16 protein-coding genes are annotated in these 16504 nt (G+C 38.5%); all 16 read left to right on the top strand.

Going from position 1 to position 16504, the window contains the following annotated elements; all coding sequences use genetic code 11:
* Positions 1–241: 241 nt before the first annotated feature.
* The 16 genes from NSS81_RS08110 (at position 242) to NSS81_RS08035 (ending at position 16277) form a co-directional block, all read left to right on the top strand.
* Positions 242–1105, top strand: coding sequence for a YitT family protein (locus NSS81_RS08110; RefSeq protein WP_342432995.1), 864 nt, complete (start codon positions 242–244; stop codon positions 1103–1105).
* A 52-nt stretch (positions 1106–1157) separates the two neighbouring features.
* Positions 1158–1484 (top strand): cytochrome c551, encoded by a 327-nt coding sequence (gene cccB / locus NSS81_RS08105; protein WP_342433971.1) that lies wholly within the window; start codon positions 1158–1160, stop codon positions 1482–1484.
* A 351-nt stretch (positions 1485–1835) separates the two neighbouring features.
* Positions 1836–2522: a cell division ATP-binding protein FtsE gene (gene ftsE, locus NSS81_RS08100; protein WP_342432994.1), complete on the top strand. Its 687-nt coding sequence runs from the start codon at positions 1836–1838 to the stop codon at positions 2520–2522.
* Positions 2512–3405, top strand: a complete 894-nt coding sequence (gene ftsX / locus NSS81_RS08095; RefSeq protein WP_342432993.1) for a permease-like cell division protein FtsX — start codon at positions 2512–2514, stop codon at positions 3403–3405. Before ftsE ends, ftsX begins: the two co-directional genes overlap by 11 nt.
* A 75-nt stretch (positions 3406–3480) precedes the next feature.
* Positions 3481–4746, top strand: coding sequence for a peptidoglycan DD-metalloendopeptidase family protein (locus NSS81_RS08090; RefSeq protein WP_342432992.1), 1266 nt, complete (start codon positions 3481–3483; stop codon positions 4744–4746).
* Between the two features lie 1115 nt (positions 4747–5861).
* Positions 5862–7316, top strand: a complete 1455-nt coding sequence (locus NSS81_RS08085; protein ID WP_342432991.1) for a S41 family peptidase — start codon at positions 5862–5864, stop codon at positions 7314–7316.
* A gap of 283 nt (positions 7317–7599) precedes the next feature.
* Positions 7600–8793 (top strand): PDZ domain-containing protein, encoded by a 1194-nt coding sequence (locus NSS81_RS08080; protein ID WP_342432990.1) that lies wholly within the window; start codon positions 7600–7602, stop codon positions 8791–8793.
* Positions 8794–9028: 235 nt separating this feature from the next.
* Complete coding sequence (locus tag NSS81_RS08075) at positions 9029–9613, top strand: NAD(P)H-dependent oxidoreductase (protein ID WP_342432989.1); 585 nt, start codon at positions 9029–9031, stop codon at positions 9611–9613.
* A gap of 179 nt (positions 9614–9792) precedes the next feature.
* Positions 9793–10497 (top strand): VTT domain-containing protein, encoded by a 705-nt coding sequence (locus NSS81_RS08070; RefSeq protein ID WP_342432988.1) that lies wholly within the window; start codon positions 9793–9795, stop codon positions 10495–10497.
* A 160-nt stretch (positions 10498–10657) separates the two neighbouring features.
* Positions 10658–11236, top strand: a complete 579-nt coding sequence (locus tag NSS81_RS08065; RefSeq protein ID WP_342432987.1) for a putative ABC transporter permease — start codon at positions 10658–10660, stop codon at positions 11234–11236.
* A gap of 178 nt (positions 11237–11414) precedes the next feature.
* Positions 11415–12692 (top strand): NosD domain-containing protein, encoded by a 1278-nt coding sequence (locus tag NSS81_RS08060; RefSeq protein WP_342432986.1) that lies wholly within the window; start codon positions 11415–11417, stop codon positions 12690–12692.
* Positions 12689–13216 carry a nitrous oxide reductase accessory protein NosL gene (locus NSS81_RS08055; RefSeq protein WP_342432985.1) on the top strand — a complete coding sequence of 176 codons (528 nt, stop codon included), beginning with the start codon at positions 12689–12691 and terminating at the stop codon, positions 13214–13216. Before NSS81_RS08060 ends, NSS81_RS08055 begins: the two co-directional genes overlap by 4 nt.
* 62 nt (positions 13217–13278) lie before the next feature.
* Entirely contained in the window at positions 13279–14091 is an 813-nt protein-coding gene (locus NSS81_RS08050; protein WP_342432984.1) for an ABC transporter permease, read from the top strand.
* On the top strand, positions 14088–14813 hold the full coding sequence (locus tag NSS81_RS08045) for an ABC transporter ATP-binding protein (protein WP_342432983.1): 726 nt from the start codon (positions 14088–14090) through the stop codon (positions 14811–14813). The genes NSS81_RS08050 and NSS81_RS08045 overlap by 4 nt, the downstream gene beginning before the upstream one ends.
* 29 nt (positions 14814–14842) lie before the next feature.
* Positions 14843–15649, top strand: coding sequence for an ATP-binding protein (locus NSS81_RS08040; RefSeq protein ID WP_342432982.1), 807 nt, complete (start codon positions 14843–14845; stop codon positions 15647–15649).
* A complete protein-coding gene (locus tag NSS81_RS08035; RefSeq protein WP_342432981.1) occupies positions 15636–16277 on the top strand; it encodes a response regulator transcription factor in 642 nt (213 codons plus the stop codon). The genes NSS81_RS08040 and NSS81_RS08035 overlap by 14 nt, the downstream gene beginning before the upstream one ends.
* Positions 16278–16504 lie beyond the last annotated feature (227 nt).

The raw sequence follows: 16504 nt of genomic DNA, 5'->3' as shown, positions 1-16504 counted from the left end.
TTTTCGACATTATACCATCTTTAGAATAACCAAAAACATCATTTTTTAGATTCCCTTATGAAAATCACAACATTAACAAATGATAATAAAAATCCTTCAATGAGGAATATATCCACGAATTGTAGTTTTACTTTAATGCGTCACTTTACTGGCATTTACAGCACAAAATGTCCATGCTATACTCACTTCGGTTAGTATGGAAAGTTATTTTAGAATATGGGAATATGAGGAGAAATACAGTATGAATAGAAAAAGAGGACATCGTCAAAATCCTAGATTTGACCATGTGTTTGAATATGTAAATGTATTGGTTGGTGCAGCAATTATAGCATTATCATTTAATGTTTTTTTACTTCCCAACCAAATAGCCTCTGGAGGGGTTAGCGGTATTAGTACCATCTTAGTTAGTGTGTTAGGCTGGGAGCCGGCGTATGTTCAGTGGGCTTTTAATATTCCACTGTTTATTGCCGGAATAATTTTCTTGGGAAAACAATTCGGGGTAAAAACACTTGTAGGGACAATCTTTTTACCTTTTGTTGTTTTTATTACAAAAGATATTGAACCGTGGACGAATGATGCATTATTGAGCTCTTTATTCGGCGGAATTGGTGTGGGGCTTGGATTGGGAATTGTATTTAGAGGAAATGCTTCTACAGGTGGAACGGACTTGGCTGCTCAGATTATTAATAAATTTACTGGCTTAACACTTGGAACCTGTGTTGTTTTGATTGATGGACTAATCGTCATTGCAGCAGCGATAGTTTTTGATATTGAACGAGGGCTTTATGCGTTAATTGCACTTTATGTTACCAGTAAAACGATTGATCTCATTCAGATTGGTTTTGGTCGATCGAAAACGGCAATGATCATTACGAATAAGCAAGAAGAAATTCGTGAAGGAATTTTGAATAAAATTGACCGTGGTGTGACAAAACTATCAGCATACGGTGGGTTTACTGATGATGAACGTCCTGTCCTCATGTGTGTGGTCGATCAAAGAGAGTTCACAAAATTGAAACAATTGGTTAAATCTCTTGACCCTTCTGCGTTTGTCGTGGTTATGGATGCTGCGGAAGTGCTAGGAGAGGGTTTTAAACGCGCATAGAAAACTGGTATACTAAATGCGTATGGAAATATTTTCTGAAGGGGGAGTAGTTATGAAGAAGAAACTACTGAAAATGTTATTGGGTACAGCACTTATACTGGGTCTTGCAGCCTGCGGAGGCGGCGATGATGAAGCTGGAAAAGGCACTGACACAGCATCAGCTGGGGATGCAGAAAAGATATACTCTCAAAAGTGTTCAAGCTGTCACGGTGGAGATTTAACTGGCGGAATGGGTCCAGACATATCTGCAATTGGAGCAAGTAAGTCGAAGGATGAGATTGCAGGAATCATTAAAAATGGTCAAGGCGGAATGCCACCAAACCTTATTTCAGGTGATGACCTTGATGCAGTAGCAGATTGGCTTGCAACTAAAAAATAAATATTTTTTGTATTAAGACGTTCTGTAATTAATCAGAACGTTTTTTATTTTCTTAAAACTCCTTTAAGACAGTGCTCACTTATGCCAGTCGCCCCTAAACAACGGGCGATTGGCATATTTTTATTTGTCGAACCCCTCGAAAGGAATCAGAGGATAGATATGTCAGTTTATGTAAGGTTTTGAAAAGAAACTGTAATATTTTTATCGCTTTTAATAGTGATATAGAATGGTATAATAAGTTTATGCGAAATCCTGCACATTTTGTCTAAGGATTTTGTTTTTATGCAAGAAAATAAATAGTTTTGTCGAATTGTTTAATTTGAAAATAAACTATACGATAGGTGATTTTATATGATAGAAATGCAAGAGGTATTTAAGAAGTACCCAAATGGGGTTACGGCTATTAATGGGATAGATGTACGAATTAATCAGGGTGAGTTTGTTTATGTAGTCGGTCCGAGCGGTGCAGGTAAATCGACATTTATAAAAATGATGTACCGTGAGGAAGTTCCAACCTCTGGAACGATTACTTTGAATGGCGTGAATGTTGCAAAATTAAAGGCCAAGAAGGTTCCCCATTTTCGCAGGAATCTTGGCGTTGTCTTTCAAGACTTCAAACTGCTTCCGATGCTAACTGTCTATGAGAATGTAGCTTTTGCTTTAGAAGTAATTGAAGTGCCTCCAAAGGTTATAAAAAAGCGAGTGATGGAAGTTCTGGAACTTGTAAACCTTAAGCATAAAGCAAGAATGCTGCCGACAGAGCTTTCCGGGGGAGAACAACAACGTGTTTCGATTGCAAGATCGATTGTTAATACTCCTAAACTTGTAATTGCGGACGAGCCTACAGGTAACCTTGACCCTGAGACATCATGGGAAATTATGAATATTTTTAAAGAAATAAATAATCGCGGAACAACCATTGTCATGGCGACACACAATCGCGAAATCGTTAATACGATCAAGCACCGAGTAATTGCCATTGAAGGCGGAAAAATTGCTCGTGATGAACAAAGAGGTGAGTACGGTTATGAAAATTAGAACGATTGGCCGTCACGCCCGTGAAAGCTTAAAAAGTATTACTAGAAATGGCTGGATGACTTTTGCATCTGTTAGTGCCGTAACAGTAACGCTCATCTTAGTCGGAGTCTTTTTCGTTATTATGATGAATCTTAATAAAGTGGCCGAGACCATTGAAGAGGACGTGCAAATTCGCGTTCACATCGACGTTGCTGCAAATGAACAAGATCAGCAAAAACTAAGAAGTGAGATTGAAAGAGTTTCAGAAGTTAAAAGCGTAGAGTACTCCGCGAAAGAGGAAGAGCTCAAGGACCTTATGGAAAGTATGGGGGAGAATGGTACCGCATTTAAGCTTTTTGAACAAGACAATCCACTAAACGATGTATTTATCGTAAAAACGAAAAATCCGACAGACACAATGAAAGCAGCAGCAAAAATTGAAAAATTGGAGTATGTCGCAAAGGCTGTTTATGGTAAGGGTAAGGTTGAGAAGTTATTTAAGTTTATTGATGCAAGTCGAAACGTTGGAATCGTCCTGATTATTGGCTTGTTCTTTACTGCAATCTTCTTAATCTCAAATACAATCAAAATTACCATTATTGCACGAAGTAGAGAAATTGGGATCATGCGATTGGTCGGGGCAACAAACTCATTCATTCGTTGGCCGTTTTTCTTAGAGGGTCTATGGCTAGGTGTCCTGGGCGCGATTCTACCGATTATCTTAATCGCGATTGCCTATTACAATGCCTACGAATATTTAGCTCCGAAATTGGTAGGAAACTTTATTCAAATCTTACCTTATGAGCCATTTATTTATCAGCTCTCTGGGTTACTTATTTTAATGGGCGCTTTAATTGGTGTATGGGGTAGTCTCATGTCAGTAAGGAAGTTTTTAAGGGCGTAGATAGATAAAATCAAGTCAGTGGGGCGAGTTTGCCCCTTCCTGATGATACATAGGATTGGAAGGAGAAATCGGACATTGAAGAAATCATTTGTAATTCTAGCTGTTTCAATAACGGTGGGTATAGGCAGTATTTTTGGGGGAGTCGTTGAAGCAGAGTCGATTTCTAGCTTGAAAGACCAACAGAGTAAGATTCAATCAGAACAGTCAGAATTAAAATCGGATATTAATGATGCAAATCAAAAGATTAATAGTTTAGAAGGTCAGAAGGCTGATGTTCAAACAGAAATAAAACGTATCGACCTTGCGATTGGCGATACACATCAAAAGCTAAATCAAAAAACAACCGAGGTTGAAGAAACAAAAACAGATATTGCTAAACTTAAGGAAGAAATTAAGGTAACAAAGGAACGGATTGATAAACGAAATGAACTTTTGAAGGACCGTGCTCGAAATTATCAACTAACTGGTGGATTAGTTAGCTACATAGATGTGTTAATGGGTTCAGAAAACTTTAGTGATTTCATTGATCGTGCTAATGCGGTTGCTACCATTATGCGTGCGGACCAGGATATTTTAAAGCAGCATGAGATAGATAAACAAGACCTGGAAAATAACCAAGCTAAGGTTGAAGAAGAGCTTGCAAGCCTTCAAACGATGCTTGATGAGTTAGAAAAAATGAATAAACAATTAAATTCGCAAAGAGCGGAGAAAGATAGTTTATTGTCTACTTTAGATCTGCAGGTAAGTGAAGAACATACTCATAAATTAACACTAGAAGAAGAACAGCAAATACTTGCTGCTCAAGATGCAGCCATCCAAAAGGCAATTACACTAGAAAATGAGCGTATCGCTGCTGAGAAAGCAGCAGCAGCTGCTACAGGTAATACATCCGAATCTGGCGGTACGGTGACGGCACCAGTTTCAAGTGGCGGATTTATTCAACCTGCTAACGGAATATTCACCTCTGGATTTGGATCACGCCCAGAATTTTCCCCAGGTATCCATTATGGTGTCGATATTGCAAACCGTGCTCCAAATGTGCCAATTTGGGCAGCTGCTGATGGTGTCGTCGTAACGGCTGCTCATACTGGACAAGCCTTGGGTAACTATATTATTATTGCTCACTCTATTAATGGGGCTGTATATGCCACTCTTTATGCACATATGAAAACACTAAATGTTGGAAATGGTGCAGTTGTGAAACAAGGTCAACAAATTGGAATTATGGGAACCACAGGTAACTCCACAGGTGTACATTTGCACTTCGAACTTTATAAAGGTGGATATAATGGCTACGGTGTTAATGCGATAAATCCAAGAGGGATTGTACCTCTACCATAAAAAAGGAAGAAGCGAAGAGCTTCTTCCCAGATTGTCGAGAAAGGGTATCTTTCTCGGCAATTTTTTGTTTTATCTTTATCGAATACAAATTTTCATAAGATTGTTTCTGCTAACAGGCCTGTTGATTTCCGCTCCAGGTGCTTCGCTTTCCGCGGGCGTGCCGGGGAGCCTCCTCAGAGCTGCGCTCTTGCGGGGTCTCCCCCTGCCCCGTACTCCCGCAGGAGTCTGCGCACCTTCCGCGGTAATCAACAGGGGGTAAATAACCTAAGTATTACCACACACTTATTCTAGCCAAGCTAAGTTTGCATCAATCCTTTTCCTATTGTGGCAGGCGGCCATAATGTTCGCTTGATTCTTTTATCCCCTGAACCTAAAATAGCGCAGCCCATGGAGTTCTTTGATCCGCAAAGCTTTGCTCCACTTTTACCTTAATTTTGGTAGTGTACATCGGGCTCGAGAGATAAGGTGATCCTCAGGAACCCATTTATTAATAGAAACAAATCCATATTCATTTTTCTCGATACTCTTAGTTTAAATATAGATTTAACTACTAAATATTTTTCTTTTTTGGGTGTGTCAAGAGAGGTGTACTATTGATTTTATAACCCTGTTGATTTGCGTGGAAGGCACGAAGGACTCCTCGAAAATGCTACCGCATTTCCTTCGTGCGGTGCAAATTCAAGGAAGCTTATTCAATGTCCTGCGGGACTAGCAGGTCAGGGTGAGACCCCACAGGCGCGCAGCGTCGAGGAGGCTCACCGACCGCCCGCGGAAAGCGAAGTGCCTGGAACGCATATCAACAGACATGTACAAAAAACTTAAATCAATAAGAGACTGAGACTGTCGAAAGTTTCTCGACAGCCTGGGAAGAAGCGAAGAGCTTCTTCCTTTTTTTATAAGCTAGAAGAGAGACTATTTGAACATAATATGATTAGGCGACTTCCATCAGATACTAATAGTAGGGGCAATATTTAAGGGCAAATGGAAGCTTGGTGATTTAATTCATAACTCGTCCACTCTCAACATATATGTTAGTAATACGGCAGGAATTGGATGCCTTTTATCTAATAATATAGTAAGTTGGCAAATTACTGCTTAACATGAGGGGGACTGGCATGAATAGAAAATGGCTTGCCCTGCTGCTAACGGGATCGCTTCTTACAGGAGCCGGCGGTACCTATGCGGGGATGAAGTGGCTGGGGAATACAAATGGAAACTCGGTCCTGGAGCAGACGATTTTTGAAAAGGAAAAAGCTAATTCGGAATTAGCGGATTCCAAGGATCTTGAAAAAGTAAATCTTGCTTATGATTTAATAGTGAAACGCTATGTTGAACAGGTTGATAGTGAAAAGTTAATCGAGGGAGCTATCCAAGGTATGCTTACCGTCTTGGATGATCCATATTCAGTTTATATGGATAAGGAAACGGCCAAACAATTCAGTCAGTCATTAGATTCATCCTTTGAAGGAATTGGTGCCGAGGTCGGAATGGAGAATGGAAAAATTGTCATCGTCTCACCATTTAAGAATTCTCCAGCAGAAAAAGCAGGCTTGAAGCCGAATGATGAGATTCTAAAAGTAGATGGGGTCAGAGTTGAGGGGCTTGATCTCAATAAAGCAACCTTAAAAATCCGCGGTAAAAAAGGGACGAAGGTAACTCTGGAAATTAGTAGAAAAGGTTTAAAGGTACCTCTTTCAATCGACGTTACCCGTGATGAAATCCCGCTTGAAACCATTCATGCCTCCGTTAAAAAGCAGGATGGTGAGAAAATTGGCTATATCGAAATTACCTCTTTCTCTGAGGATACCGCAGCAGATTTTAAAGAGGAACTTCGCGCACTAGAGAAGCAAGAAATTGAAGGATTAATTATAGATGTTCGCGGTAACCCAGGAGGCTATTTATTAAGCGTGGAGGAAATTTTAAAGGAATTTGTTCCGAAGGATAAACCGTTTGTTCAAATAGAAATGCGTAATGGCGAAAAGGAACGGCACTTCTCAAGTCTAACCAAGAAAAAGGAATACCCTGTCGTTGTCCTAATCAACAAGGGAAGTGCATCAGCATCAGAGATTTTAGCAGGCTCTCTAAAGGAAGCAGCTGGTTATCAGTTAGTCGGTGAAACAACCTATGGGAAAGGTACCGTTCAGCAGCCACTATCAATGGGGGATGGAAGCAATATTAAATTAACCTTGTTTAAATGGCTGACTCCAGATGGAAATTGGATTCATAAAAAAGGGATTGAGCCAGATATTGCGATGAAGCAGCCAGCGATATTTGAAACACATCCTATTCAGATTGAGAAGCCATTGGAAGAGGATATGAATAGCGAGCAAATCAAGAATGCACAAGAGATACTTGTTGGTTTAGGATTTGAGCCAGGAAGAACGGATGGCTATTATAGTGCAGAAACCACTGTTGCCGTAAAGGGCTTCCAGCAGCATTACGGCCTGCAGCCAACTGGAAAGATAGATGCTAAAACAGCCGCTAAGCTGGAAGATGAGGCAATGAAAGAAATGAAAAAAGAACAAAATGATCTTCAGCTGCAAACAGCACTAAGGCTAATTACACAGTAAAAAATAGAGGCTTCGGCTTCTATTTTTTTTGTAATTAATAAAAAACCTACTCGTTTGTGTAAGTTTTAGAAATTTCCACGGAAATAATGTAGAATTCTGTAGAAATTAGGCATTTGCAGAAGTAACTTCATAGAAATCCTTTCTCCAAAAGGATATGATTCGACATTTTTCTGTTTTTAAGAACTAGCAATAGGCTTTATTGCTCCAATTTGGTAAAATAATCATATGAGACTTTATGGATAATAGTTTTTGAAATTTTTTTAATAGAGGCAGGTGGCAGGAATTGGTACAAACATGGCTTTTTGAGCTGTTAAAAGGGACAGGTAAACTTTTTCTACATCCTGTGTTTTACTATATCGTTTTCCTTTCGGGAATTTTAGGCGTGATGCGAGTAAAGCGGGAACGGAAGAACTTCCATATTCGGGCGTTTGATGCATATTTTGAGCTAAGACAGTTATTTCCATTCGGTATTATAGCCGGCCTAGTGATTTCGCTTGTTGCTGTTGCTGTAGGCATTGCTGTACCATTCGCCGCAATCCTCCTCATAGCTGTCTTTACAATTATTTGGAGTTTAACCGCAAATATTCGGCTTGTGTCTCCAGTATACACAGTGGGTGCTGCTTTTTTTGCGATTATCCTATTCGCCGAAAACAACTGGACGTTTCCGCTTTTTTCTGTAGCGTTCGAATCGATTGATTATAAAGTGTACCCGTCCATCATTGTGCTATTGGGGCTTTTGTTGGTAGCTGAAGGGTTTTTAATTATAAAGAATGGCAGTAAAGGCACCTCTCCGAAGCTAGGAAAAAGCAGACGCGGTCAAAGTGTGGGTAACCATGAGGTAAGACGGTTCTGGATCGTACCGATGTTTCTGCTAGTACCGGGAAATGCCTTAACACTTCCCTTCGAGTGGTGGCCGGTTTTTCATATTGGAGCAGAAACTTACTCACTTTTATTTGTTCCGTTTGCGGTTGGTTTTTTTCAACGAGTCCAGGGAATGCTTCCGAAACAATCAATTGAGTTACTTGGACGTCAGGTACTGGCTTTCGGAATTTTGATTACGCTTCTTTCTATAGTGGGTTACTGGTACCCGCTTGTTTCTATTGTTGTGGCAGCAGTCGCAATTATTGGTCGTGAAGTCATATCGTTAATGCAACGGATGAAGGATGATAGCATGCCATTTTACTTTTCAAAAAGAAACAATGGTCTAATGATCCTTGGGATTATTCCCGAATCACCAGCGGATAAGATGGGGCTTCAGGTAGGAGAATTAGTTTCTAAGATTAATGGGGTCCAGGTTCGCGATGAAGAGGTCTTGTATGAAGCCATCCAAAAGAATCGTGCCCATTGCAAGCTGGAGGTTCTCGACACAAACGGAGAGGTCCGTTTTGTTCAGAGGGCACTTTATGAAGGCGATCACTATGAACTTGGTATATTATTTGTCCAAGACGGCCGAAAGTATGATAAAAAAATAGGTTAAAAAAAGTCAAAGGTGTATTTCTTTGGCTTTTTTCATTTTCGCAAGTATATGTGTTGACAAAGAGTATTAAATATTATATTATTATCTTGAATTAAAAATATCTTAATTGATAATAATTGAATTTAGGGTTTTTAATTTTTTATACTTGTTAATTATAGAAATTTCCTATTTGGGGAAATATATTTCTTAGTAACAGGGATAGCATTTAAAAATAATTTTATTGGTGGTGTAAGCATTGGGCTTTTTGGATAAATTATTTGGAAAAACAAATGAGGAGGAAAAAACAATGACAAAATTAAACATCGGTATTATCTTAGGTAGCACACGTGAAGGACGGGTAAGTCCACAAGTAGGAGAATGGGTAAAAGAAATTGCGGACAAACGTGGAGATGCAAATTACGAAATCGTCGATATCGCTAGTTTCAACTTGCCATTCCTAGGTACTGGTGACCAAGGCGTTCAAGCTTGGAATGAAAAGCTTGCTAGCTTAGATGGTTTTGTTTTCGTTGTTCAGGAATACAACCACAGTATTACAGGAGCATTAAAAAATGCATTAGATTCAGCACGTGATACTTGGTACAACAAGGCTGCTGGAATCGTAAGCTATGGCTCAACAGGCGGCGCTCGTGCTGCTGAACATTTACGTGGAATTTGTGGAGAATTGAAAATTGCAGATGTTCGTACACATCCAACTTTGTCATTATTTACAGATTTTGAAAACGGAAGTGTTTTCAAACCACAGGCTTTACACCAAGACAATATGACAGCAATGCTTGACGAAGTTATCGCGTGGAGCGGTGCATTAAAAACTGTAAGATAAATGAATAGTTAATTAGGGGGGATGATCATCATCTCCCCTTTTTTGCGTACAAAGAGTCATTTTTGTTCAATTAGGAGTTTTTTTGTTTATTGCTTTCCTTCAAAAATCCATTAAAATATACTTATAGAGTAAATTTACACTGGTGTAAAGCCGTGTTGAGCAGAAAGTAGGGGAGAACCATGAGTAATAAAGCTAAAAAAGCTTATTCTAGAATTCTGCTTGCAGCATTGGTTTTGTTATTAGGTATTTCTTTTTATATGCTGAACAGAGATTTATTCACCACCCTAATGGATGGTGATATTGAATCAATAAAATTGCTGTTAGGTGAAAATTCAGCTTACTCCTACTTGTTTACGTTTATTATTATGTTAGTCCAAAACTCCTTTACCATCATTCCACTAATTCTGGTTATTACGATAAATATTGCACTATTTGGTTTTGTGAAGGGGTTTATATGGAGCTGGGTTACAAGTATAGCAGGCTCCATTTTCCTGTTTATGATTGTTAGATATGTTTTTCAAGATGGACTGATAAAGAAAGTAAGCCCAATACTGATCGAAAAATTAGAGCAGGAAGGGTTTCTTTATGTGTTTCAGGCAAGGATTTTCCCTCTTTTTCCAACGAGTCTTGTAAATCTAGTAGCTGGTTTAAGTACCATTCGTTTTTATCCTTTCTTATTTGGGACATTGTTTGGAAATTTTATTTACTTTTTTTTCTTATCCCTTATACCTGCAGGTTTCATTTCGAAAGAGGTAAATGAATACGTCTTGGGGGGACTTGTTCTCCTGTTGTTTGTCATTTACTATAGCTATAAAAAATTCTATAAAAGAAAATGGACCGTTACTCATCAAAGAGAAGGTGAAACCTCCCGTTTTGAAGAATGAGAAGGAAAGAACGAGCTAGCTTATTTGCTAGTTTTTTTTATCGATTTTATTCATGACCATAAAAATATGAAAAAGATATGGGGAATTTTCGGTATAGACACTAATGCATCTGCAAAACCTAACAAGGGAATTTCTCATCCATGAAAGGTGGTTGGTCTGTGTGATTAGCTTTTTAGAGTTTACCAATCCTGTACGTTTTAATTTAGACGGAGCGGCGGTTATCCTATTTTATTTTATGATCTACTCGCTTGCCGGCTGGCTGCTCGAAAACAGCTATAGTTACTTCACTAAACGGAAATTTTTTAAGCCGAATTTTTTCTTGGGACCTTTTAAGCCAATGTATGGCTTTGCACCTGTGCTCTTGGTGCTTCTGATTGGGCCTGATACAAAGCTGGCGGTTATCCTCCTTCTTTGCTTTTTTATCCCTACCTTCATTGAATATCTCAGTGGAGCGTTGTTACAGAAGCTATTCCATCAGCAATGGTGGGATTACTCTGAAATGCCGCTGCAGTTGCACGGCCATATTTGTTTGCCTTTCTCCCTATGCTGGATACTGCTTTCTGTCGTATGTATAAAATGGCTCCATCCTATCATCAGTTCTATTTATGGAGTTGTTGAGCCGTTGTGGGCATGGGTGTGGCCAGCGGTTGGTTTATATTTCATCGCCGAGCTGGCGTTAGCGATCCGGAGACACTCCTACCAAACTCTCGCCCCAGAACCTTCAAACCAAACACAATAATAAGTGGAATAGGAAGAGGCCTCGTGTCTCTTTTTTTGTTTGAAAAAATTTCAAAGATATTCGAAAAAATAGCCACTATGAGTCATATGAAATATTTATGAAACGGTATATTTTATAACTATAATATGCAATCACTATGTCCCATTTTAAATATGTTCATAGGAGGACTCAAATTCGAATGAAATGGTTAGTGAACGTGTTATTTTTTGTTGTGCTGCTGGGAATATTCGGTGAGGGCGTATCCGCTGAAAATTCCCTGCAATTACGAATTAATGCTATTCCAGAGGGTGGTACTCTAAGGCTAGAGGCCGGTGTTTACGAAGAGGCTATTCAATTAAAAAAACCTATTGTGTTGGAAGGTGAAATGGGAACCATTTTTAAATTTTGTTCTACCGAACCAATAATTACGATCTCAGGAAAAAACGTAACCCTAAGAAACATTAAAATTGTGGGTTGTAGTAATCAGGAAAGTCTAGCCGAGATAGTTGTAATGGGTACCAACCATCTTCTCGAGGATCTAACCATTAATACTGGGAAAATCGCAATAAAGTTGGAGGATGTTGAAGACACACATATCCGTAAGGTTGGGATTACTGGTCTCTCGAATGAAAACGGGATTGATCTTTGGCAATCCAACCGGAATGCCTTTGAGAATATTGAAATCAACGGTGTCCAAGACGGTTTTTACCTTGAAAATAGCGATAATAATATCCTGTTTGGAAATACCATTAGGGATTCGAGGTATGGAATCCATGTTATGTTTTCAAATAAAATTACGGTAAAAGAGAATGTATCCGAGCACAATTTTACAGGTGCAATGATAATGGCTTCCAACCAATCTATCATAGAAGAAAATAAGTTCACCGAGAATAATAAGAATGTGAATGCCCAAGGTATTCTCCTCTATGATGTCCACAATTCGGAGGTAAGTAAAAATCATATTTCCAACAATCGGGTAGGAATGTTTATTGAAGGTTCTAGCGGCAATAAGATTAAAAACAACGAATTTATTGCTAATTTTATCGGCACGCAATTGTTGAAGAATAAGGGAAATGTTATCGAAGGAAATTCCTATATTAGTAATGTAACAGAGATTCAAGCAAAACAGGGAACCGATAATTATATCTATCGTAATTTTTGGGATGCAGCGATGAAGCTTGATATGGACGGCGATGGAAAAAGTAATCTACCCTATCAGGCTGATCCATATTTTTTAAATCTTACCAAGGAAACACCAGCCTATCAGCTCTTTTTCCAGCACCCTGGAATGGTATTGCTGCAAAAGGTACTAAAAAGTCCGACAGAAATGCTAGTAACAGACGAAGAGCCATTAATGAATCACCAAATAGAGAATAATGACCAACAAAAACAAGGGAATTATCCAGCCTGGTTTATGAGTCTGTTCATGATTTCTAGTAGTTTAGCATTAATTTTTTTCGGGAGGAGAAGAAGATGAAAACTCAAATAGTTAAATTATTTACAATGTCATTAATTTTGTTAATTATAATTTCAGGCTGTGGAAAGAAAGAAGAATATACACCTGTTGCAATTAACGAAGATACAGATAAATGTGAAGTTTGCAATATGGCAATAAAAGATGACCAGTTTGCTACTCAAATTATTCTTGAAAATGGCAAGGCAATCGTTTTTGATGATCTTGGTTGTATGTATAAATGGATGAAGGAGAATGAGGAAAAGAAGATAGCCAAATCATATGTAAAAGACTATCAGTCAAAGGAGTGGCTAGAGGCAGATATGGCCTTCTTTGTGTACGACAAACCAACTAAAACACCAATGGCTTACAATGTCATCGCTTTTTCTACAGAAGAGGATGCTCAAAAATTCATTACTGAAAATGATGGAAAACTATTAACTTCTGATGAACTTGATAATCATTCTTGGGAACGTAATGAAGAAATGATGAAAGAAATGAAAGAAATGATGAAGAGTGGAATGGACCATTCTAAGGATAGCCACTAAGGAAGATAAGAACAAAAGGACAGTCATTCTTGATTGTCCTTTTGCTTGAAAGGAAGTTCGTAATGGGGAATTTATGGTTGAATGAATGGAAGACGATGACTAGACAGCGCTCCTACTATAGTATTTTACTCCTTTGGGTCATTGTTTTTTCGCTATTGTTTTTATTGGCAAGAAATACAGAAGGGATATCAGGATTTACGAATGTAACGGGAACAATTATAAATATACTCCTTTATCTTTTACCTCTTTTTATGATGATTATTGGTTCATTTTCGATTGCAAATGAAATGGAAAATGGACAATGGAAACTCCTATGTACCTATCCGATAAGTATTCTAGCGTATATAATTGGTAAGTTTGCTGGATTACTGACTGCACAGGCTGTTGTTTTCACCTTTAGCTTTGGGATAAGTATGGCGATTGGTTTAATAGCTGGAATTCAGCTAACCGTGCAATGGCTATTGGGTATTTACCTTTTTTCGTTTCTGTTAATCTATGTTTTTTTAATACTTGGTATTTTTATCGGCACACTCGTAAAAACAAGATGGAAAGCTTTGATGATGTCAGTGATCTTCTGGTTCTTCTTAATTATGATTTGGCCAACGGCTTTAATTGCTTTATTAGGCTTGGTTCCGTATACCCTGATTGATCCGTTAATGAAAATAGCAATGTACCTAAATCCAGCCGAGTTTTTGCGAGTGTTTTTAATGATTAAGTGGGATAGTGGGGCAATCTTTGGGCAATCGTATGATGCAGTTGTCCAGCTATTCCAATCTAATACTGGTTGGCTTATCTTTATAGGGTATATGGTTGCCTTTTTACTGACGTTATTTTCACTATCATTACTAAGTCTGAATAGGAGTAGAATGCAATGACTCGTCTGGAAATAAGTAGTGTATCGAAACGGTTTAAAAATAGGACGGCACTCTATCCTTTTTCCTTAAATGTAGACTCTGGGGAGTGTATTGCCTTGTGTGGAGGAAACGGAGCTGGGAAAAGTACCCTGCTGCAAATAATTGCCGGAATCTCCGATTCAGGCGAAGGGACCGTTAAGATTGATGGGATCGATTTAAAAATCAATCGAAGTGAGTATGTTTCCTCTCTCGGATATATGCCCGATGAATTTTTCGCTCAAGAAACAATGACTGTTACGGAGTTTCTAACCTTTTATGGGACATTTCGTAAGGTAGGGCAAACGCGTATTAAGGAAGTCATTCAAGTCCTTGGCTTAGGGGGAAAAAGAAATACGATGATTAAACACTTATCAAAAGGGATGAGGCAACGGCTTCTATTTGGTCAGGCATGGGCTGCCAATCCTGCTGTTCTAATTCTTGATGAACCGACAAATGGACTGGATCCCTATTGGATTAATATGTTCATAGACCTCTTAAAAAAAAATAAAAGTGATGGAACAACTATCCTTTTTTCAACACATATGATGGACGTTGCTGCAGAGGTCGCAGACCAAGTGATTTTTATGGAGAATGGATGTCAGCTAGAAGTAATAAAAAATGATCACGTTAGTCCGAAAGAGTTTATGATAGCTTTGTTAAACCGATATCGACAAAAGGATAAAGTGGAAACATCTATGGTTTAATAGTGGTAAAAGAAAGGTGGGGAAAACAGATGTCCTACCGTACGTTAAAAATCATTGCAATATTATTACCACCGCTGCTTATTGGGGGCTTTGAATTAATCAGGCATAGTGTCTTACTCGACAATTTATCGATGGATGTAGGAAATTATTTGATAACGATACTAACACTAATTATTTCCTACGTATTTACAACGTGGATGTTCAAAAACATTGAAGAAAATAACCAACGGCTTACAGCGGAGCGAGAAATGCGGGCCGTCTATGAAGAACGAGAACGGTTAGCAAAAGAGTTACATGATAACATTGCCCAAACATTGTTTTTGTTAAAGGTAAATTTAAAAAAAGGGAAAGTTAATGAAGCTAGTGGTCTTGTAAGTTCAATTGACGCTAATGTTCGCCAGGCGATATATAACTTGCGAATGAATCCTTCTGAGATGATTTCCTTTTCTAAGCGGGCCGAGATTTGGTTGAATGAGTGGAGTACCGTATCTGGGATTGATACAACGGTTTTAATGGAAGATATAGAGGGGTTATTTAGTCCATCGGAAGAGGTTCAGTTATTTGGAATCATTCAGGAGGCTTTTACTAATATTCGGAAACACTCTGGAGCAAAATCCGCTGTTTTGTTAGTAAGCTTGAAACCTCATGGATGGGAAATGACAATTAAAGATGATGGCAAGGGTTTTTCAACAGATGCAATCACCTTAAATCAATATGGTCTAGCAATGTTGAAAGAGCGAGTAGATAAGATAGGTGCTGTCCTTGACCTCTCCTCGGAAAGGAGCCAAGGGACGAAACTTACGATAAAAGGAAGCGATAACCATGATGCCTTATAGAGTTCTAATCGCGGATGATCACCCACATGCTCGGCAAGCAATAATGGAAATACTCGAAGACGATAGCTGTTTTACTGTTGTTGGCCAAGCGAAAAATGGCAGGGAAGCGATTCAACGGTGTGAGGAACTGCTTCCAGATATCTTATTGATCGATATTCAAATGCCCATTATGGATGGCCTTGAGGCAACGAAAATTATCAAAGAAAAAAATCCTTTTATAAAAGTGATTATATTAAGTGTTTCAGATCATGTAGGAGATTTATTTACCGCAATTCAATATGGTGCCCAGGGGTATTTGTTAAAGAATATGGACCCCGATGATTGGCTACAATACCTTCATTCGATTGTTGATGGTACCAGTGAGGGTACGAGAGATATAGCTGGAAAGCTCCTTTACCAATTTAGAGAACGTGATATACAGAATACCCCTGCAATTAATTCTTTGACACCCAGGGAAAGGGAAATACTCCAATTAATCTCAGAAGGAAGGACAAATAAACAAATTGCTGAAGCATTGTTTATTGCGGAAAATACCGTGAAAAACCATGTGAAGCATCTATTAGAAAAATTGAACCTCAACAACAGAGTACAGCTTGCTTCCTACGCAGTTAAATACATATCCAATTAAACAAATGAAGAAGGACTTGAAATCCTTCTTTTTCTTATACCTTCGTAAAAATATTTTTTAACTCTCCTGGTTGAAGCAGAAATCAACAGCCAAGTTTAAAGAGCTAAAAAAATAAAAATGATTGACATTCAAATGCCTATTTGAATATCATATAATCAAATGAAGATTTGAATGAGGGTGTGAGTTGATGAAAGAGTGCGAAATTTTCTAGAGAGTATATAGTGAAA

The sequence above is a fragment of the Neobacillus sp. FSL H8-0543 genome (assembly GCF_038592905.1).
Classification (GTDB): domain Bacteria; phylum Bacillota; class Bacilli; order Bacillales; family Cytobacillaceae; genus Neobacillus.
This window is presented reverse-complemented; position numbering and strand designations above follow the sequence as displayed.

Excerpts from the sequence above, each read along its gene's own strand:
- NSS81_RS08110 (WP_342432995.1), top strand. The coding sequence starts at position 242 with ATGAATAGAAAAAGAGGACATCGTCAAAATCCTAGATTTGACCATGTG.
- cccB (WP_342433971.1), top strand. The coding sequence starts at position 1,158 with ATGAAGAAGAAACTACTGAAAATGTTATTGGGTACAGCACTTATACTG.
- ftsE (WP_342432994.1), top strand. The coding sequence starts at position 1,836 with ATGATAGAAATGCAAGAGGTATTTAAGAAGTACCCAAATGGGGTTACG.
- ftsX (WP_342432993.1), top strand. The coding sequence starts at position 2,512 with ATGAAAATTAGAACGATTGGCCGTCACGCCCGTGAAAGCTTAAAAAGT.
- NSS81_RS08085 (WP_342432991.1), top strand. The coding sequence starts at position 5,862 with ATGAATAGAAAATGGCTTGCCCTGCTGCTAACGGGATCGCTTCTTACA.
- NSS81_RS08070 (WP_342432988.1), top strand. The coding sequence starts at position 9,793 with ATGAGTAATAAAGCTAAAAAAGCTTATTCTAGAATTCTGCTTGCAGCA.
- NSS81_RS08060 (WP_342432986.1), top strand. The coding sequence starts at position 11,415 with ATGAAATGGTTAGTGAACGTGTTATTTTTTGTTGTGCTGCTGGGAATA.
- NSS81_RS08055 (WP_342432985.1), top strand. The coding sequence starts at position 12,689 with ATGAAAACTCAAATAGTTAAATTATTTACAATGTCATTAATTTTGTTA.
- NSS81_RS08050 (WP_342432984.1), top strand. The coding sequence starts at position 13,279 with ATGGGGAATTTATGGTTGAATGAATGGAAGACGATGACTAGACAGCGC.
- NSS81_RS08045 (WP_342432983.1), top strand. The coding sequence starts at position 14,088 with ATGACTCGTCTGGAAATAAGTAGTGTATCGAAACGGTTTAAAAATAGG.
- NSS81_RS08040 (WP_342432982.1), top strand. The coding sequence starts at position 14,843 with ATGTCCTACCGTACGTTAAAAATCATTGCAATATTATTACCACCGCTG.
- NSS81_RS08035 (WP_342432981.1), top strand. The coding sequence starts at position 15,636 with ATGATGCCTTATAGAGTTCTAATCGCGGATGATCACCCACATGCTCGG.